The sequence below is a fragment of the Skermanella aerolata KACC 11604 genome (assembly GCF_000936425.1).
GTDB lineage: Bacteria > Pseudomonadota > Alphaproteobacteria > Azospirillales > Azospirillaceae > Skermanella > Skermanella aerolata.
The window spans coordinates 1-19,824 of record NZ_AVFK01000042.1 but is presented as its reverse complement, the minus strand read 5'-3'; the positions used below and the strand labels follow the sequence as shown (position 1 = coordinate 19,824).

Here is a 19,824-nt window from a genome sequence, read left to right as displayed (position 1 = left end):
TTTGCAACCTAAAAACGTAACAACTACTGACTGGGCATCCACTGTCATGCCCGAGAGGACGATCATGAACTTGGGTGAAGCAATCAATGGCGCCGTAGCACAACCGGTCCGGCGTCGCACCCCTGCCTCCGCCAGACCTGCTCTCGACAGCCGCCTGATGGAGCCGGTCGGCCCGGTACCGTTCAACCGCATCTTCCTGACCGGCGAAGAGCGGTCCAGCCTTGCCTCCGTATGCGAGGGCGGCAACGTCGCGACCGACGGCCGCGCCTCGGCCCGTGCCATCGAAGTCCTCAAGTCCCGGCTGGGATTGCGCCACGTCCTGCTGACCCCGTCCTGCACGCTGGCGCTGGAAGCGATGCCGCGCGTGCTGGGCATCGGGTACGGCGACGAAGTGATCATGCCGTCGTTCACCTTCTGCTCGACCGCCAACGCCTTCCTGCTGGCCGGCGCCACACCGGTCTTCGTCGACGTCAGGCCCGATACCCTGACCATGGACGAGGAAGCGATCGAGGCCGCGATCACGCCGAAGACCAAGGCGATCTGCGTCGTGCATTACGCCGGCGTCTGTTCCGACCTGGACCGGATCGCGGAGATTGCGGCTCGCCACGGCATTCCCATGGTGGAGGACGCCGCACAGGGTGTCGGCGCCTACTACAAGGACCGGCCGCTCGGCGGCATCGGCGACCTCGGGGCCTACAGCTTCCACCATACCAAGAACCTGGTCGCGGGGGAGGGCGGAGCCCTTACCATCAACAACCCCGCCCTTGACGACCTTGCCTGCAATTACCGCGACAAGGGCACCAACCGCCGCCAGTTCTTCCGCGGACAGGTCGACAAATACACCTGGGTCAGCCCCGGTTCCTCTCTCGCCATGAGCGAGATCGTGGCGGCATACCTGGCGCCGCAGCTCGAGGCGATGGACCTGATCACGGCGTTGCGCGGCGCCGCCTACAACTACTATGCCCAGGGCCTCCGCCGGCTGGCGCGCAAGGGCTGGCTGACGCTCCCGACCATCCCGAGCTACGCCCGCAGCAACTACCACATCTTCCACATCATGCTGGAAAGCCAGGAGACCCGCGACCGGCTGCTGGACTTCCTGCGGGCCTGCAACGTCCAGGCGACCACGCATTTCGTCCCGCTGCACTCCGCCCCGATGGGCGTCGCCCATTGCCGGACCGCCGGCGCGCTGCCGGTGACCGAGAATTCGGCCAACTGCATGCTTCGCCTGCCGCTGTTCGCCGACATTTCGCGCGGCGAACAGGACAAGGTTGTCGAAGCGATACGCACCTTCTTTCTGGGTTGATGGCGGCCGACATGAAAAAGCTGATCAGCGTCTGCATACCGACTTTCGGCCGCTCGGTCTATCTCCAGGCCGCCGTCAAGTCGGTCCTGGAGCAGGACCACCGGCCCTTGGAGATTCTGGTCGGCGACGACTCGCCTAACGAGGAGAACGACACCTTCGTCGCATCGCTTCCCCGCGACGAAGGCCTGACGGTGCGCTACCTTCCCAACCCTGTCAGGCTGGGGCAGGCGGACAACGTCAACCGGCTGCTCAAGTCCAGCCGGGGAGACTGGGTCGTCATCCTTCACGATGACGACTACCTTCTCCGCGGTGCGCTGGGCCGGCTGTTCGATGCCGTGCAGAGGTATCCGGACGCGATCGCGGCTTTCGGGTTGCAGGCCGTGGTCGATCAGGACGGCAACTTCGACTGGAAGGCCTCCGCCGCGTCCAACCGCGACTTCGGGCGGACGGCGGAGCTTGCCGGACCCCAGACCTCCCGCCTGGCCAGCGCCGTCAGCGGCCAGTTCCCGAACAACGCCTTCCTGCTGAGGGGCGAGATCGCCCGGCATGTGCTGTACGACAGCTATGGCGAGGTCAAGGATGCCTGCGACTACGATTTCGGCATCCGGGTCGCCCTGTCTCCCGCGGTCGGGAGCTTCGTCCTCGTGGACGACTATGTTTCCACCTATCGTGTCTGGGGCGCTCAGATTTCGAAGGACAGCAGCACCGGCATCGCTGCCCTGCGCATCCTGAAAGCCCTTCAGCCGCGCACGCCGGAGGAAACCGAGGCGATCCGGCGAGCGATCGCCCGGCACGTCCCGATCGCGGTAAGCGAGCATGCCCGAGTCCACCAGCGTCTCGCCTCGCTGAAGCTTCTGTTCTCGTCCTCGTACTGGGAAAGCCCGAAGCTGGCCCAGGCGCTTTACCACATCATGCTGATCGCTTCCCCCGGCATGGTGCGGTCCCTGAAATCCCGGCTGCGATCCTGATCCAGTCATCTCGTATTTCAACCACTGGAGCATTCCATGCCGAGCGTGTATTTTCACACTCCGCCCATCGAGACCGATCCTCAGGCAACGACATATCCGCACGTCGCCATAGCCCTCTGCGAGGGCTTGGCTGCGCTCGGCTTTTCCCTTTATGCCCCGCGTCCCTATTGGAGGACCTCGGCGCAGACCAACGAGACCCTGTTCAAATACGACCCGCGGGTTGGGCCCGACGATTGCGACATCATGCTGGTCGAGTCGGGACTGGTTCAATACTACGACGGCCTCGAGCTGATCCGGAAACTGAAGCCCAATCCGAATCAGGTCAGGATCTTCATGCATCACACCGATCACAGCAGCGCCGACCAGCGCCGGCTGTCGACGCTCTTCGCCGAAAAGTTCGATCTGGTCCTCAGCGCCCACCGGTCGGTGGACCAGGCGCTGCCGTCCAACGTCAAGCCGTGGGCGCTGGGGCTGGCGCAGCGCCAGATCCGCGAGCTGACCAACGTGCCGCCATTCGCCAGCCGTGAACGGACGCTGCGCTACAACTTCCGCCACATCGGCAAGATGCAATCGGTCCGGCAGGCCGCCCAGGACGTCTTCTACCCGATCTCGGACGCCGCACTTCCCGCCACGTTCTCCGCGATGGGGACTCCGGAAGAAGCCTACCACAACATGATGTGGAAGCAGACCGGCCGGCGCCACACTCCGGTCTTCTACGAGGAGCTGATGTCGGTTACGGCGACCTCGTCGTTCTGCGGCTGGTTCATCCCGTCCTGGCCGCACGATCAGTCGAGCCCGCTGTTCGTCCTGCTGTGGCGCCTGATGCGCCGGTTCGACACCCGCAGCACCCGCATCACCATGTGGGACAGCTGGCGCTTCTGGGAAGCGATGGCGGCCGGCTGCGTCAGCATCCATGCCGATTTCGACAAGTACGGCATGGCGCTGCCGGTCAAGCCGGTCAACTGGGAACACTATATCGGCATCGACTTCGACCGTCCCCAGGACGCGGTGGACCGGATCATCGCCGAACCGGAGGTGCTGGAGCGGATTTCGGCCCAGGGCCGCGCCTTCGCGCTCAAGCACTATAGCCCGGTTCCCGTGGCCGAGCGCTTCCTCGGCCTGATCGGGCGCGAAGTACCGCGCGCCGACAACATCCGCGCGATGGCCGGGTAAGCCCGTCCCACAGCGTCGGAGTCAGCGCTGCAACCCCGCCGGCCATCAGGCCGGCGGGGTTGCAGCGCTTTGCCTTCCAGTGCCTGCTGACCTTGACGGACCCTAGTTATAGTTCGATCGGGCGATTTTATCGCTTACGTCTTATACGGAATCTCACTATCGTTGAAACATTTTCACATGGATATCCAATTTGAACGAGAGCAAAGACTATACTGATTGTTCTGTTTGTTACATTGTATGACTTAGATCAGTACGCAGGCACATGATGAAAATAGTTCGCCATCGAACAAATAGTTATCTTCCGAATGAATCCGGAAGGCAGCCATATTCATGAAATTGCCGCATCGCCTTCTCATTGTGGTCAGTCTGGCGCTTGTCCCGATATCTGCATTGCAGATTTATTCAGCTTTTCGCCTCGAAAATCAGCAAATGCTTGCGACGTTTGCGGAAGCGCAGCGGCTGCTGCAACTGACCGAGGACGAGCAAGCCAGTACCATTGCCGGGATCAGGCGCCTTATGGTGACGGTAAGGCAGACCCCAGTGATCATCGCTCAGGACTGGACGCAGTGCCAGGCGATGATGATCCGCCTGAAAAGAGAATACCCGCCCAACCTTGATCTCTATGTCACCGATGCAGCGGGCACGATTACGTGTTCGACGAACTCGTCGGCAGTCGGCATAGACATATCCATGCGGGAGCATGTCAAGGCCGCCTTGGCAGGAACCGAGTTCTTCATCGGCGGACAAATACTTCCTCGAACCAAACAAGATTTGGCGCTGCCATTTTCAATCCCCTACTGGAATTCAGAAAGCGGTGCCGTTTCGGGTGCCGTGACGGCCCTGCTCAATCTCGAATGGCTTGACGACTATCTGGCTGCCAAACCGTTGCCGCCATCTTTCACGATGACCGTGGCTGACCGGGATGGACAGATAATCACTCAGATCCCACACGTATCCAACGGGATGGGCAGCAAGCTTCCGGATTCGTTCATGTCTCTACTGGGCCGGAACAGCCAAGGTATCGACAACATAATGTATCCGGACGGCACGGAACGGCTGGTAGCCTATTCGCCCGCTTCCGTCGGGCAGCAGGGCCTGTTCACCGCCCTGACCGTCGACAACTCCATCGCACTGCATCAGATAAAGAACGATCGCAACATCGCGTTGCTGATACTGCTTACCCTGACGGCCGGAACGGCGATCGCCATAATGTGGGTCGGTGAACGATACGTCAAAGAACCGGCAGCGAGGCTTGCCGACGTGGCCCTCCGGCTGCGGGCCGGCGATCTTGCCGCCCGCGCGGACATCGCCCCTTCCGCCGGCGAGTTCGCGGCCTTGGCGGATGATTTCAACGCCATGGCCTCGGCGCTGGATATGCGTGAACGAGCCCTGCAAGCCAGCGAAAGCCAGCACCGGGCGATCTTCGAAACGGCGGTGGACGCCATGGTGGTGATCGACGTTGCCGGCATCATTCAGGCCGTCAATCCCGCCGCAGCCAAAACCTTCGGCTATACCATGGACGAACTGATCGGCGACAACGTCTCTCTCCTGACAGGCGACGAACATCGCGATCTTCATGACGGCTACATCGCAAACTACCTCCGGACGGGAACCAAGCGGATCATCGGCATCGGCCGCGAAGTCCAGGGGTGCCGCAAGGACGGGTCGCTGTTTCCGCTGGAGCTGTCGATCGCCGAATGGCGTGGGCCAAACGGGAAGAAGTTCTTCACGGGCATCATGCGCAATATCTCCGCGCGTCGCGCCGCCGAGCACGAAGTCGAGGAGGAGCGCGACCGTCTGCGCCGGATCGTGGAGGGAGCTCCCTTCCCCGTGATCGTGCATGCCGAGGACGGGGAAGTCCTGCACATCAGCCGAACATGGCTGGACATCACCGGCTACAGCCGGGAAGAACTCGCCACCATGGATGACTGGGTCGAGCGCGCCTATGGCTCGGGAAAAAGCGAGCAGAGAAAAAGCGTCAAGTCGGACGTCGACCGGCTCTTCCTGCTGGACAAGCCGGTCGACGAGGGCGAGTACCTTATCCGTACAGCCGAAGGGAAGGCCCGCACCTGGGCATTCCGCTCCGCTCCGGTCGGCGAGGACAGGAGCGGCCGCCGGCTGGTGATGAGCATGGCTGCGGATATCACCGAACGGCGGGACGGAGAGGAGCGCATCAAGCTGCTGATGCGGGAAGTCGATCACCGCGCCAAGAACGCTCTCATGGTCGTCCAGTCCATCGTCCACCTGTCGCGTTCCGATGACCCGGTCAAGTTCTCACAAGCGGTCGATGGACGCATCCAGGCGATGGCGCGTGCCCACTCCCTGCTGGCGGACGCCAAATGGTCCGGAGCGGACCTCCAGCGCCTGCTGACCGACGAGCTTGTGGCCTATGCCGACGAAAGGGTGGATCTTTCGGGTCCGCCGATCTCGTTGCGCCCCGAAGCGACGCAGGCGGTTTCGCTGGCGCTGCACGAGCTGACGACAAACGCACTCAAGCATGGTGCCCTGTCGGTGGAGGAGGGCAGGCTGAGCATCGCCTGGTCCTATGTGACGCCTGGAGAGTCGCTGTCGCTGGAATGGCAGGAATACGGCGGTCCTCCGATCACCGGAGAGCCGGAGCGCCATGGTTTCGGCACCGTCCTGCTTCGTCAGGTCGTGGAGTCGCAGCTGGGCGGAACGCTCGATCTGCTCTGGCCTCCGGACGGGCTGTTCTGCCAGCTGTCCATTCCGGGCGACACCTGGCAGGCCAGCGGCGTGACGGAGATCCCGGCCATGAGCGTCATCAAGCCCCCGGTCCAGTTGCCGGCGCATGTCGGCCGCCGGGTTCTCGTGGTGGAAGACGAGGCGCTGACCGCGATGGCGCTCCAGCAGTTGCTGGAAGACGCCGGATATATCGTCCTCGGTCCCGTCGGCCGGGTCGAAGATGCGCTCGACCTTCTCAGGTCCGGTCCCCCCGATGCCGCCATCCTCGACGTCAACCTGTTCGGCGCCACGGTGGATCCGGTGGCCGCGGTGCTGAAGGGCATGGGCGTGCCCTTCCTGTTCTGTACCGGCTATCACAGCGGCGCTACCGCCGGAGCGCTCCACCCGGAGGCGCCCGTGCTGGGCAAGCCGGTCAACGCCAACAACCTGCTCAATGCCGTGAGCGGACTGATAGCGCAGCCGGCCGCCGGCTGACGGGACCCCGGCGGGGAGCGGGGCTGCCCGTCAAGATCCTCGGGTCTTCAACTGGTAGGTGCCGCTCCCGCTGTCACGACGCGCGGGGCAACCACCAGTTCGCTGTAGACCATGTCCACGTTCCGGATCATGTGCTCCAGCCGGAAGCGGTCCAGGTCTTCCATGGCGCCCCGGCTCAGTTCCGCCGCCTTTTCCCGGTCGGTCAAGGCGGTGACCAGGGCGTCGCCCAACGCATTCACGTCCATCGGCGGCACCAGCAGTCCGGCCTTGCCGTAGTTAAGCAGCTCCGGAACGCCGCCGACTTCGGTGCCGACGATCGTGCAGCCCATCTCGCGCGCCTCGATCAGGACCAGCGGAAAGCTGTCCAGCCGCGACGCCAGGACGAAGACGCTGCCTTGCCGCATATAGGCTTGGAAATCGCTGCGGAAGCCCAGGAAATGAACGCGGTCGCGGCTGTTCAGAGCCGACGCCTGCCGCTTGAACTCCTCCATGTCCGGCCCGTCGCCGATCAGGTACAGGCTGGCCTTGGGAACCGTGCGCGTCACCGCTTCGAAAGCGCCCAACAGTTCGGTGATGCCCTTGCGCTGGAACATGCCGGCGACGGTGACGATGGACGGCTGGTCCAGTTGCGGCGGCACGGCGGTCCCATAGGCCTTGTAGCGGGGGCTGCCGATCACCGCGTTCTCGACGAAGCGCATCTTGTGGGCCGGAAGGCCCAGCTTGATGAACTCGTTGCCGACTTCGCGACTGACCGCGATGGTCCGGTCGGCTATCCGCATCACCTTCGAACTGCGCTGATGCAGGCTGTGAAGATGGCCGACCACCGAATAGGAGTGGAACGGCTTCAGCATCGTCGCCAGCACGGTGCCGGTCATGTTGTGGCAATGGACGATATCGGGCTTCTGGGCCGACACGATCTCGTTGAAGCGGTAAAGCGCCTTCAGCACGGTGCCGGGAGACCGCTTCTGATCCAGGAACAGATGGCGGATACCCATCGTGCGAAGCAGTTCCTCATATTCTCCACCGCCCGACACCACGGTCACGTCGTGGCCCGCCATGGCCTGACCGCATGCTATATCCAATGCCGCGTTGATGATGCCGTTGCCGAGATTGCGGACGTCGTTCAGCACGTGAATTATGCGATACATATATTGTGTCCCGGTATGTTGGTCGTCGACGATTTTGCCAAGGGGGTGCCACGAGGGCTTGAAAGTTAGGGCTTGGAAGCGCGGGCTAGTAGGCGTTGCGGTCTCCGAAGACGCAGCCGACCGTCCGCAGGAGGATCTTGATGTCCAGGGCCAGCGACCAGCTGCCGAGATAGCGCAGGTCGTTGTCGAGCCGACCCTGGGCATGCTCCATGCTGTCGACTTCACCCCGGAAGCCGTTGATCTGGGCAAGCCCCGTGATCCCCGGCTTGACGCGGTGACGCTGGGCGTAGTGGGCGACCGCTTCATGGTAGAGCTGGTCGCCGACCTTCATAGCCGTGGCGTGGGGCCGGGGGCCGACCAGCGACATCGTCCCCATGAAGACGTTGAAGAGCTGCGGGATCTCGTCCAGGCTGGTGCGGCGCAGGATGCGGCCGACCTTGGTGACGCGGGGATCGCCGCGCGTCGTCCGCTGTGCCCCGCTGACGTCCTGCTTGTGGACATACATCGAGCGGAACTTCAGGACGCTGATCTCCTCGTTCTGGAAACCGAAGCGGCGCTGGCGGAACAGGACGCCGCCGGGGCTTTCCAGGGATATCGCCGCGGCGATCAGGCCGAACAGCGGCAGCAGCGTCAGGATCAGGGCTCCAGATCCCAGGATGTCCAGCGTCCGCTTGGCCAGTTCGTCCCAGTTCCGGACCGGCTTGTCCCGGACCTGCACCGCCACCCAGCCGCCGAACCGGCTGATCAGCGCCTGTTCCGGCTTCTCCGGGATGGAGGCGCGGCCCAGCAGCCGGACGTCGGCCGCCAGCCCGTCGATCAGGGTCAGGATGCGTTCGGACGCCGCGGGGTTGGCCGGCGCGTTCTCGATCAGGACGGTCCTGATGCGATGGCGGACGCACCAATGGCGGAGGTTGCCCATGCCGCCGATGTAAGGTGTAGCACTGTCGCGATCGACCTCGCTGGCGGTGTCGAACGTCCCGACGAGGTCGTATCCGGTATCGGTCCGGCCGCCGAAATATGCCGACATCTCCCGCAGGAACGGCGCCGATCCGATCACCACCGTCCGCTTGGCGAGCAGCGAGCGGAAGCTGCGCTTGCCGGCGAACCAGAGGACCAGGCAGCGCCAGCTCACGATCAGCCAGGCGGCGGCAAGGAACCACCAGCCGAGCATCGGCAGCGTGACATGGCCGGGTTCGGCGAGCGCGCTGAGCAGGCCGAATGTGACCACCAAGCTGGCGCAAAGCGCCGCCAGGGTCCGCAGGATATGGCCGGGCAGGGCCTTCAATGCACTCTCGGCATGGGAGCGGAACATCCGGGCGCACAGCATGAAGACGAGCATGCTGATCGCCAGCATGGAAAGGTTGGCGGTCCAGGGCGAGCCTTGGCCGGGATGCAGTGCCGCCAATACGAAGGACCCGGCGATCGCGAGCGCCAGATAATCGCAGACGGCAACCACTTCCGTGCTGAAGGACCTGTGGTCGACCAGGAAGGAGGGTCGGTTCACGACGCTGATTTGGTCTAGTTCAACGTTGCCGTGAGGAAACTGGAGTGACATGTGGGCTCCGCAATCGCTTGGGGCGGGTTCACGTCACATTTACATTAAGAATTCCTGAAAAGAATGAGAGCGAATGGAGCGCCGGTGAATAGTCCCGAGGGGCCACCGGATTAATACCGCCGAAGAGCCTGTCGCGTCGAAACTTGCCGGAAGAAACATCTATCCGGACGGGAACTGACACCGAAAAATTCCGAAGAGAGCAGGAACCTCCAGGCGCCATCATGATTTTGGCTACGACCTTCGATTACCTGTCCGATCGGCACCGGGCAGGATTTACCCCGTCCTCTCCCGGCTCACCGGGAGCCATCCCTCCAAAGAAGATAAAATTTGACATATCTCTATACAAAAGGGCCGTGGCGCACCGGCGCGGCGAAGCATAAGCTTGTGTGAAATTTGTGATTTGGTTGCGCCGGAAAATGGTATCCTGGTATCCGGCGGAGACCACGACATCGGGACGCATTGAATGGAAATCGCCGCGATCATTGCACTTGCGCTGACTTATCTAGCCGGCATCGTCTGGTTCTCGCTGGCCCAATGGATCGCGATCGAGCTGGATGGCGAACGCCGCGTCGGCGTCTCCATCAGGATCGTTCTGGCTGCAGTCTGGCCGCTGACGATCCTGGTCGCGACCTGCGCCGTCCTGGCGCGGCAGATCGCGGACCATCACTCCGGAGGGACGCCCATGTCGGCAGGCGGGGCCCTGGAGCGCGGCGGCGCCGTCACCAAGAGCGGCTCCGACGCCCTGCTGAGGATCCTCCCCTCCAAGGATGCCGCCGGCTGAAAGCCGGACGGCCTATCGGGCGGAGGACAGATCCGCCGCCTGTACCACGCCCCTCTTCCCACCGGAACGCAGGACTTCGGCGAACGCTTCCGGCGGAAGCGGACGATAGAACAGGAAGCCCTGGATCATATCGCAGCCTTCCTCAGTCAGGACGCCGAGCTGGTCTTCCGTTTCGACGCCTTCGGCCACGACACGCATGCCCAGGGCGCGTGACATGTCGATGATGGCGATCGCGATGGAACGGTCGTCGCGATCGGTGGCGATCCCATCGACGAAGCTCCGGTCGATCTTGAGCTCGTGGATGGGCAGCTTCTTCAGGTAGCTGAGCGACGAGTATCCCGTGCCGAAATCGTCGATGCTGATCTTCACGCCCATATGGTCAAACCGGACCAGCATCTCCTTGACCACCTCGATACGCTCCATCAGGGCGCTTTCCGTCAGTTCGATACCGATGGCGTCGGCGCTCTGCCCGCTCTCCTTCAACCACGACCCGACCTTGTCGACGAAACCGGCATCGCGCAGCTGATGGGCGGAAACGTTGATCGCGATGCGCGGCACGTTCAGTCCGCTGCGGCGCCACTCGGCGATCTGCCCCAGCGCCATCCGGAAGACCACCTCGCCGATCTGTCCGATCAGCCCGCAGCTCTCCGCGATGGGAATGAACTGGTTGGGCGACACGTCGCCCAGGTTGGGATCGGTCCAGCGCAACAGCGCCTCGGCGCCGACCACGGCGCCGGTCCGGATGTCGATCTGAGGCTGATAGCACAGGCGCAAGGTCCTGGACTCGATAGCCAGCCTCAACCCGGTTTCAAGGGTCAGGCGCTGAAGCGCCACGACCTTCATTTCCTCGGCGAAGAACTGGTATTGATTGCGGCCTCGTTCCTTGGCCCGGTACATCGCGGTATCGGCATGCTTGAGCAGTGAAACGCTGTCCTCGCCGTCGTCGGGGAAGACGCTGATGCCGATGCTTGCGGACACGAACAGGGTTTTGCCCGCAATGTCGAACGAGCCGCCGATGAAGTCGACGATGCGGCCGGCTATCGAGTTGATCTTCTTCAGCTCGACATCCATCAAAACGAGCACGAACTCGTCGCCACCCAAGCGCGCCAGGGTGTCGCAGTCGCGCACGCAGCTCCGGAGCCGCCCGGTCGCCTGCTTCAGCAACTGGTCCCCGATGTCGTGGCCCAGGCTGTCGTTGATGACCTTGAAGTTGTCCAGGTCGATGAACAGCACGGCCAGCTTGGCATTCCGCCGCTTCGCCTGGGCGACGTCGTGCTTCAGGCGGTCCATCAGCAGGCTGCGGTTCGGGATGCCGGTCAGTTCGTCGTGGGTGGCAAGGAACTCGATCCGCCGCTGGGAACTCTTGATGGCCGTGATGTCGCTGAAGATGGCGACGTAGTTGACGACCACGTTGTTGTCGTCCCTGACCGAATCGACGGTCAGCCATTCCGGATAGATCTCTCCGTTCTTCCGGCGATTGTAGATCTCGCCCTGCCAGCATCCCTGCTCCGACAGGCTGCGCCACATCAGCTCGTAGAACTCTTTGCCGTGCTTGCCGGATTGCAGGATGCGGGTGTTCTGGCCGATCACCTCGCTGTGGGAATAGCCCGTGATCCGGCAGAAGGCATCGTTGACGGTGACGATCTTGCCCGATGCGTCGGTGATCGAGATCGCCTCGCCCGCGCGGTCGAACACCTTGGCGGCCAGCCTCAGCTGCTCCTCCGCCTGCCGTTTCAGCGTCACGTCGTTCGACTGGATGCAGATCGCCCGCACGGCGCCGCCGCTGTCGAAGATGGGAAAGCGGATCGAGTCCAGCCAAATGGTGGCGGAACCCAGCTCGAGCTTGTCCACCACCTCGATGGCGGAGAGCTTCCCCATCACGTCCAGTTCGCGGCTTCGCAGGGTGCTGGCGATTTCGCGGCTGAACAGTTGCTGATCCGTCATGCCGATCACATCGGCTCCCTTGACGCCGAAGACCTCCTCGAACTTGAGATTGACGAACTCGTAGTATCCGGCGGCGTCCTTGAGCGAGACTGCCGAGGTCGAGTGGTTCATAATCGACAGCAGCCGCTCCTGGCTTTCCCGAATACGCTCCTGGGCCTCGACCATGTCCGTATGATCGACCACCACCAGCACGACGCTCTTGGGGCTTCCGGTCGGGTTGAGCGCCGGCGTGACGAATATCTGGTAGGTCCGCTTTCCCGACAGGATCTGAAAACTGTCCTTGCGCTGGGTTGACAGCGCGGTGGAAAGATTCCGGTCGATCGTGTCGAGGAAGTCCGGCAGCTTCAGCCGGCCGATGTGAAGCCCCGACGTGGCCGACGGCAGATCGTAGGTGCGGACGGCGGCGCCATTGGCCCGTTTCAGGAAAAGCTCCGGATCGAACACCATGATCGGAAAATCGATGGTGTTGTAGACGCTTTCGAAGTCGCTGTTGATGGCCGAGAGTTCCGCCGACTTGATCAGGCTTTCCTCGTTGACGCTGACCAGCTCCTCATTGGTCGCCTGCAACTCCTCGTTGGAGGCCTCCAGTTCCTCGTTGGTGGCCTGAAGCTCTTCGTTGGACGCCTGGACCTCCTCGTTCAGCGCCTGCATCTCTTCGTTGGACGCGGCCATCTCCTCCATCAGGGTCTGGAGATGTTCCCGCGTCGAGGCGAGTTCGTCCTCGATGAAGGGGTCCGCGTGGTCGTGTGCGCCGGCGTCGCCGGACAGGGGCGCCGGGCCGCTGCGGTCCCGGTGTTCGAACACCACCAGATAGGCGCTGTTTTCCGGCTGCTCGTCGACGGGATGGATCGCCAGACGCCAAAGCTCCCGGCCGAGGGAGGCGATCCTGCGGTTGCGGCTATAGGCACTGGACTGCTTGCGCCGCGCGCGGTTGAGGGTGGTCAGGATCTCGTTGGACAGTTCCGGCACGATCAGCTGGGCAAGGTTCATTTCCGGCGCGCCGGACGGAAAACTGATGAACCGCGACACGGCCCCGTGGCTGTGCAGTATCCGGCAGCCGGCGTCGATCAGCATCGCCGGTTCGGAATGGTCGGCGAGGGCGCGCAGGAAAATCCGCTCGCTGGTCTTCTCCGAGCTTTTGTAATCGGTCTTCGGCACCTTGAGCTGACCCCGGACCAGCCTGCCGATATTGATGGGACGGCTCTGGCCGCGCGGGCGGAAAATGCGGGCGCGGCGGTCGACCGAAGCGAACAGGGCCTCCTGCTGGCTGACCGTTTCCGACCGGCCGAGGAAAAGCAGCCCGTCGTCGCGCAGCGAATAGCGCAGGATCGACAGGACCTTGGCCTGGAGATCGTTGTTGAAGTAGATCATGACGTTGCGGCACGTCACGAGGTCGAGCCGCAGGAAAGGCGGATCGACGGTGATGTCCTGGCGGGCGAAGGTGACGGAATCCCGCAGTTCCTTGGTCGGCTCGAAGCCGTTGCCGCTGGGAACGAAGTATGCGGCGGCATATTCGGGCGTCATCTCGGCCATGGCGGCCTGATTGTAGATGCCGCGCCGTGCGACGCTGAGGGCGTTGTTGTCGATGTCGGTGGCGAAGACCTGGAGCCGGCAGGCGACACCTTTCTCGGCGATGAGTTCCGAGAAGACGATCGCCAGCGAATAGGCTTCCTCGCCGGTGGCGCAGCCGACTACCCAGACGCGGATCTCCTCGCCGGGCTGCTTTCGCGCGACGATTTCGCGGGCGAAGCGTTCCAGTGTCCGGAAAGCGTCCTTGTCACGGAAGAACTCGGTGACCGAGATCAGGGTTTCCTTAGCCAAGGCGTCGAGTTCTTCTGGGTAACGCTGGGTCCTGCCAAGATATTCAGCCAGCGTCGCCGTTTCGGTAGCGACCATCCGGCGTTGCAGGCGGCGTTGGACGGTGGCTATCTTATAGCTCGAAAAGTCGATCTTGGTGCGCTGCCGGACCTGCTCGAACAACTCGGCAAGTTCGCTCGACCTTTGCTCGCCGCTGTTCAGGTCGGGCAAGGTCCCGGGAAAGCGCACCAGCCGTTCGAGTTCCCGGCCGATCTGGTCCGGGGTCACGATTCGGTCGGCCACGCAAGCGTCGATGGCCGAGCGCGGCATGCCGTCGTACTTGGCGGTTTCGGGCACCTGGACGAAGGTGATGCCTCCCGAGGATTTGATTGCCCGCAGCCCGCGGGTGCCGTCCGTTCCCGTGCCGGACAGGATGATCCCGATAGCCCGCTCCTCGTACTCTTCCGCGATCGATTGGAACAGCAGGTTGACCGATGGCTTCGGCGCCACTTCCGGCGACGGGATGCTGAGAACGAAGCGGCCCGCCTTGAAGACGAGGTTGTTGCCGGGCGGGATTATATAGATGACGTCGAGGTCGGGCAGTTCCCCGTCCGTCAGTTCGCGCACCGGCAGACGCGTCTCCCGCGACAGGATTTCGGCCATCAGGCTGCGATGCGTCGGGGACATGTGCTGGGCGACGACATAGATGCAGCCAAGGTCGGGGAGCAATCCGGCGACGAGCTGACTGAGCGCTTCCAATCCGCCCGCGGAAGCTCCGATGCCTACCACATGGGGTTTATTGTCGAACTTGCTGTCCACGTCGATCCTGTCGGGCGGCGGCACGGCGGCATGATCGATCTGATCGGCGCGCAATCCTCGTTACCGTCTGAGCGGGATCATGTCATAGCCAATCATGCAGAGTCGAATTAACTTGGCCGAATGGACATCCTGACGCATCCTGTCCCGACAGGATCGGCCCCGATCAGATAAAGAAGTTCTATTTATACAACTTATGATTTATACGGCGGGAGCTGCCGCACTCAGGATCGCAGGATGCCCGCGTCCCGATATCACAGCCACTCCAGCAGCATGGTCCGGAATTTTCCGGCTGCGATCTTTTCCTCGACGGTCCATGGACGGCTGTAGCCCGCCTTGACCTCGATCCACTTCTCGAAGGAACGGCGCGGCGATAGCATCGCGACGCCGGCCTTCTCGACTATGTGCTTGTTGGGATTGCCGGCCCAGACGACCTCCTGGGGCTGCGCCGGCCGGAACCAGTAGAAACGAACCCAGCCCGAACGCGGCGACCGGGCCTTGACGGCGGCCATTCCGCTGATCACGGCCAGAAGCAACGGCTGGTCATGGAAGATATCGCCGAGATGATCGGTAATCACCACCGCAGCGCGGCTTTCGTTCAGGAACCAGTCGTCGACGATCCCCATGCCGTCCAGATCGGGGCCGTCGCCGGCAATGACCACGTCGTCACCCGCCGCCATCGCGAAGGCCTGGGCGCTCATTATCTTCCTCAGTTGCTCCGCCACGCTTGCGATGCCGTCCAGGGGATCGTCATGCTCCGCCAGGACGTCCAGGATCTTCGCGATCCGGCGTCCCAGGCTGTCCATCGATTGGAAGCGCCGGCTGGCAAGATGGGATGTCAGCCCGAGGCTATAGGCATTGGCCAGGGACACGCACGCCGCGCGGTGTTCCGGCGACAGCATGCGGGCGGTGAGATGGTGACAGGCGACCAGCCCCCACAGGCGGCCCGCTACCCGGATCGCAACCGAGAACGAAGCTCCGGCGCCCATATGGCCGAGATATTCCAGATGGACCGGCGACACGCTCCGCAGGCCGGACCATGTCAAATCGGGTGGTGCCGGGTCCACTCCCAGTACGGGAACCGGCTTCGACGCGGCGTCCGGAATTATCCGTGACGGATTGAGCATATAAAGGTCGCGCGCTATCGCCGGGATATCGCTGGCGGGAAACCGCAGTCCGAGATATCCGCCGAGTTTCTCGGTGGTTGCCTCCGCGATCACCTCGCCCGACCAATCGTCGTGAAAACGGTAGATCATGACCCGGTCGTAGCCGGTCACTTCGCGGAACGCCTGGGTCAGCAGCTCATGATGGCGGGCGAGTTCGTCTTCATCGTAAGGGACCCTCAGCAGGGGCGTCTGAAGGCGCTGCGCCGAAACGGTTCCGAAGCCGCGGCTGCTTCTCTCCAGTTCCACGAGAATACAGCCGGTCCCTTGGATGGCCAGTCCGTCCACCTTGATGCCGCCGCGATCGATGATGTTGCGGATCACGACGCTTTTGCCCAGCTGACCGGACAAAGTCCCAAAAGCATCCCCTTGTAGCCAGGAAAGGCAGCCGCGCGAACGTCCCAGTACCGCGTCCGCCTCCACCCCGACGATGTCGGCAAGGTTGGCGGAGACATGGGTGATAGTTCCGGACACGGTACCGATCCGGATCAAGGCACCGAATGACTGGATGGCACCGGAGAGGTGAAGCTGCTCGGCCTCGCAGCGCTGCACCAGTGCTTCCAGTGAAGTCGTCATGCTCGTTCAAGTCCTTTGAGCACCGGCGATCAGCGCCCGATGCATGTGGTGCGACAGCGACAAGCCCTGGGAGGGGCCGCTGTCCGGACCTTCGGGGAAGGCCTGTCGCCGAGGCCGCACCCTGCCTTTCGGCTTGGCCCCGGTGACAGGTTGATCATGGCTCTTCATCCTCCGCTTGAACAGGGCACTGCGCGGACGTGCCGCTGGCAGAACGCCTTTCGCCCTACTTGACGCCGGCGAACTGGAGGAGGTCGCCGATCGTCGCGATCGTGCCGCCGCCGGGAAGTGTCAGCGGACCGCCGGCACCGGGGACGATCTTCGACGGGTCCCAGGATGGATCGCGCGTCAGATACGACGTGTGATCGGTCAGCAGCACGCCGATGATCGTGTTCGCGACGATCCGGCTGCCGAGTTCGCCAAGCCGTTCCCCGCCGGTCTTCACCTCCGCCTCCTTGAGGATGTAGAACCACAGCGGCGTGCGGTCGAAGAAGCCGCCCATGTCCATCGCATCGTTCATGGCCTTGGTGTTGCCCTTGGCCAGTTCGTCGCGCGTCAGGGCAGGGACTTCGGCAATCCGCGCCAGTGCCTGTCCGGTGGGCAGCGACAGCTGATAGCCCCGGCGAAGGTTCCGGCGGGCCAGATGCTTGAGCAGCGCGCTGATCCGCTTCATGTCCTCGGACGGGGCGGAGTTCGTGCCGAGCGAACCTTCGTTGGCGAGCGTCGCGAGACTCGGGGCGATATGGGTGTCGATCCGGCGCGCCACCCTGGCGGGCGTGTCCGCGGTCTCCGGCTTGAAGGCGGTACCGTCGAAATGGTCCCACTCGATGATCCAGTTGTGCGGCAGATGCTCGGGTCCGGGTACCTTGCCGGCCGGGTCCATCGGCGCCGCCGACTTGCCGGTGAACTGGAAGAACTGGTTGAGAGAAGCCTTCGGAATCAGGAAGCCGGCGGTATCGTCCGGCTTGCGTCCGAAGTTGCGGTTATAGTCGTAGGAGTCCCGGATCATGGAATGGCCGAAGCGGTAGCACGCCACCGAGAACTCGACCGGCATATAGGGCTCGGCCATCCCGAAGAAGGGTGCTCCGGCGCTGCGCAGCCGGCGGCGGTACAGCTTGGCGCCGCTTCCAAGCACGTCGTCCACGACCTCGGGCATGGCAAGCCGCTTCAGGAAATCGTGGACCACAAGATACTGGTGGGTCCAGGTCACGATCCTGCGGGCGTCGCTGAACAACTCGTCGGTCGACCGGCGTTCCCGGCGCGGGTCCTTGAACATGAGCCAGTCCACGACGGCATTGTGGAAGCGGAGCAGCGCCGTATGGAACTGGGCCACCGCGAGGTTTTCGTCGTTCCTGGGATCGCCGATGAAGGCGCGGTGGCGGAATGTCGGGCTGGCGGCAAGCTCAGGCGGAAAATCCCCCGGTGAAACGACGCCCAGATCGAGCATGGCGCCGATGCGGGGCAGATCCCGGTGCAGGTCGTCTCCCCGTCCCGGCAAGGCACCGACCGGCAAGCCGTCGGGACCCGATACCACCACGGCGGTACCGATGCGCATCCTGGCGCCATCGCGCAGCTTGGAGGCAAGGCGCAGGTTCGTGTCGACCTGCTTGCGGTTATGGTCGGTCAGCTTGCGCGGCGGGCGATCGCCATAGATGCAGTCGAGTTCGATCGCCGGTGTCCGCCGGTTGAAGAGACTGTCCTCGACCATAGTGCGGGGAGCCGGCTTCAGGCTATCCGAGTTGAGCGTGATGTCGCTTACCTCGGTCGTCCGGTCCGTCCGCGCGGTCAGTTCATGATCGATGAACTGACTCCAATACGTGTAGATCGGTGGAATGGTGGAGTCCGGGTTTCCCTTGTCGTCCTGATCGACCATGGCCTCGCCCAGGGCGTCGAGCGCCTGGACCGTCTTCGTGCCGGGGACCAGCTTGTCGCCGGGGCGGTCGTCCTCGGACAGGAAGCGGAACCGGGTCATGGCGTCGGTATCGAAATCCTCGCCCGTCTCCGGCTGCGACACGGTCTTGAGCAAAGTTTTTCCGGCAGGATCGGTCCCGGCGGGCGCGGCCTTCTCGGGAATCGCGTGGCCGCCATGCGAGAAATCGAGCAGCATGTTCGTTCTTCCTTGCTGTGGACCGCCGGTTTCCGGACCGGCCGGTTCGGGGACGTGACGACGATGGAATCCAAGGCTGTACGGTTTGCCGAGCCGGGTTCCCGATGCGGAATTCTGCGCAATCCGGTGCGGACATATCGCAGCGCCATCCTGGGAAAGGAATATCGCGATCGGCGGCCTACCACTTTCAATACCAGCGCCGTCAAGGTATCGGCAAACCTTGCAACTCAAAACAATTCATAAGATTAGTGCATTCGTAATCGCCATAGGTAACGCCTTGTAGATTTTCTTTCAGAATCATGATGTAAATCATCAATATATAACGAGTGCGAATGCAACCATCTACTTAGAGGTATTGGGATTTTCTCTTTTTCCTTCTCTCCTATGGCTGATCCTCGATGGAGAAGGACACGACGTTTTCCTGACCGTATGTTTGACGGCGGCACGCTACGAGACACACTGGGTACCGGACGAAAGCGGCGAGGGGGAACTGAAGAACGTTGTCGATCGACGCTTGACACCGTTCGCGACCGGCTCTATATACCCGCCACGTTCGGCGGAGACGCCAAGCAACGCGACGAAATCGCAAGTAAAAATTACATCATCTCTTGACGATGTCCTGAGCTTAAACTATATAGGACAGAGTTAAAGATGAAACGGCCCCAGCGAATACAAAAAATGTTCAACGGGGTCTTGCGAAATCGGAAACGACAGGTTATATAGAGATCATCAACAACGGGCCGCTTCGGTCCGTACGGATATCTCCCCCGGAAGCTGCGGCGCACGACCCGACAAGGGTAGGGCGGCGCGCTGTTCCGGGTTTCGACACCGAATTTGCCGGATAGTCGGGCCGCCTCCCCAGGGAAGCGGTGGCTTGCGGCGCGGATCTTTTACAATTGAAGAGTTTCGAGAAGGGATGCGCAGGCGGCGGCGTTTGATGATCCGGTTCGGGTCACAAAATTGGGTCCGTCAGTCAGCACATCCTGGAAACTACGCAAGAATCACATGGTTCAAGCTTGGGTTTTGGGACTGTCTTGGATGACGGGTCCCGTTGAGCGGTTGCTTTGGGCCGGCTTTGCCGGTCTGCTGTGATCGTCTTCAACCTGAGAGTTTGATCCTGGCTCAGAACGAACGCTGGCGGCATGCCTAACACATGCAAGTCGAACGAGGGCTTCGGCCCTAGTGGCGCACGGGTGAGTAACGCGTGGGAACCTGCCCTGTGGTACGGAATAACTCCGGGAAACTGGAGCTAATACCGTATGTGTCTTGAGGGACAAAGATTTATCGCCATGGGATGGGCCCGCGTAGGATTAGCTTGT

At 62.6% G+C, this 19,824-nt stretch carries 10 protein-coding genes, 1 rRNA gene and 1 pseudogene; 7 read left to right on the top strand and 5 right to left on the bottom strand.

Annotation, left to right across the window (positions count from 1 at the left end):
• The first annotated feature begins 64 nt into the window (after positions 1-64).
• From rffA to N826_RS40735, 5 genes and pseudogenes are all read left to right on the top strand, one after another.
• Positions 65-1,303, top strand: coding sequence for a dTDP-4-amino-4,6-dideoxygalactose transaminase (gene rffA, locus N826_RS31455; protein ID WP_169789446.1), 1,239 nt, complete (start codon positions 65-67; stop codon positions 1,301-1,303).
• Between the two features lie 11 nt (positions 1,304-1,314).
• Positions 1,315-2,271 (top strand): glycosyltransferase family 2 protein, encoded by a 957-nt coding sequence (locus N826_RS31450; protein WP_169789445.1) that lies wholly within the window; start codon positions 1,315-1,317, stop codon positions 2,269-2,271.
• Positions 2,272-2,307: 36 nt separating this feature from the next.
• A complete protein-coding gene (locus N826_RS31445; RefSeq protein WP_044435572.1) occupies positions 2,308-3,444 on the top strand; it encodes a glycosyltransferase in 1,137 nt (378 codons plus the stop codon).
• Positions 3,445-3,774: 330 nt separating this feature from the next.
• Positions 3,775-4,323: pseudogene (locus tag N826_RS46045) on the top strand (PDC sensor domain-containing protein); the annotation flags it as partial.
• Positions 4,324-4,434: 111 nt separating this feature from the next.
• Positions 4,435-6,621 carry a PAS domain S-box protein gene (locus tag N826_RS40735; RefSeq protein WP_169789443.1) on the top strand — a complete coding sequence of 729 codons (2,187 nt, stop codon included), beginning with the start codon at positions 4,435-4,437 and terminating at the stop codon, positions 6,619-6,621.
• A gap of 47 nt (positions 6,622-6,668) precedes the next feature.
• On the opposite strand, the gene N826_RS31435 is transcribed toward N826_RS40735, so the two are convergent.
• Both N826_RS31435 and N826_RS31430 read right to left on the bottom strand, forming a co-directional pair.
• Positions 6,669-7,769 (bottom strand): glycosyltransferase family 4 protein, encoded by a 1,101-nt coding sequence (locus tag N826_RS31435; RefSeq protein ID WP_044435570.1) that lies wholly within the window; start codon positions 7,767-7,769, stop codon positions 6,669-6,671.
• A gap of 85 nt (positions 7,770-7,854) precedes the next feature.
• Entirely contained in the window at positions 7,855-9,273 is a 1,419-nt protein-coding gene (locus tag N826_RS31430) for an exopolysaccharide biosynthesis polyprenyl glycosylphosphotransferase (RefSeq protein WP_169789442.1), read from the bottom strand.
• 514 nt (positions 9,274-9,787) lie between these two features.
• Here N826_RS31430 and N826_RS31425 point away from each other — a divergent pair.
• The gene (locus tag N826_RS31425; RefSeq protein ID WP_044435568.1) at positions 9,788-10,105 is read left to right on the top strand and encodes a hypothetical protein; all 318 of its coding nucleotides are present in this window, start codon (positions 9,788-9,790) and stop codon (positions 10,103-10,105) included.
• Positions 10,106-10,117: 12 nt separating this feature from the next.
• On the opposite strand, the gene N826_RS31420 is transcribed toward N826_RS31425, so the two are convergent.
• The 3 genes from N826_RS31420 to N826_RS31410 all read right to left on the bottom strand — a co-directional run bounded on the left by N826_RS31420 (position 10,118) and on the right by N826_RS31410 (position 18,505).
• A complete protein-coding gene (locus N826_RS31420) occupies positions 10,118-14,719 on the bottom strand; it encodes an EAL domain-containing protein (protein WP_244619731.1) in 4,602 nt (1,533 codons plus the stop codon).
• A 197-nt stretch (positions 14,720-14,916) separates the two neighbouring features.
• On the bottom strand, positions 14,917-16,401 hold the full coding sequence (locus N826_RS31415) for a GAF domain-containing protein (RefSeq protein WP_044435565.1): 1,485 nt from the start codon (positions 16,399-16,401) through the stop codon (positions 14,917-14,919).
• Positions 16,402-16,624: 223 nt separating this feature from the next.
• Positions 16,625-18,505, bottom strand: coding sequence for a peroxidase family protein (locus N826_RS31410; protein WP_044435563.1), 1,881 nt, complete (start codon positions 18,503-18,505; stop codon positions 16,625-16,627).
• 1,099 nt (positions 18,506-19,604) lie between these two features.
• On the opposite strand from N826_RS31410, the gene N826_RS31405 reads away from it, so the two are divergent.
• Positions 19,605-19,824, top strand: a 16S ribosomal RNA gene (locus N826_RS31405); the annotation flags it as partial.

What these genes read in the sequence shown, in the direction of transcription:
- rffA (WP_169789446.1), top strand. Translation starts at nt 65, where the DNA reads ATGAACTTGGGTGAAGCAATCAATGGCGCCGTAGCACAACCGGTCCGG.
- N826_RS31450 (WP_169789445.1), top strand. Translation starts at nt 1,315, where the DNA reads ATGAAAAAGCTGATCAGCGTCTGCATACCGACTTTCGGCCGCTCGGTC.
- N826_RS31445 (WP_044435572.1), top strand. Translation starts at nt 2,308, where the DNA reads ATGCCGAGCGTGTATTTTCACACTCCGCCCATCGAGACCGATCCTCAG.
- N826_RS40735 (WP_169789443.1), top strand. Translation starts at nt 4,435, where the DNA reads ATGTCTCTACTGGGCCGGAACAGCCAAGGTATCGACAACATAATGTAT.
- N826_RS31435 (WP_044435570.1), bottom strand. Translation starts at nt 7,769, where the DNA reads ATGTATCGCATAATTCACGTGCTGAACGACGTCCGCAATCTCGGCAAC.
- N826_RS31425 (WP_044435568.1), top strand. Translation starts at nt 9,788, where the DNA reads ATGGAAATCGCCGCGATCATTGCACTTGCGCTGACTTATCTAGCCGGC.
- N826_RS31415 (WP_044435565.1), bottom strand. Translation starts at nt 16,401, where the DNA reads ATGACGACTTCACTGGAAGCACTGGTGCAGCGCTGCGAGGCCGAGCAG.
- N826_RS31410 (WP_044435563.1), bottom strand. Translation starts at nt 18,505, where the DNA reads ATGCTGCTCGATTTCTCGCATGGCGGCCACGCGATTCCCGAGAAGGCC.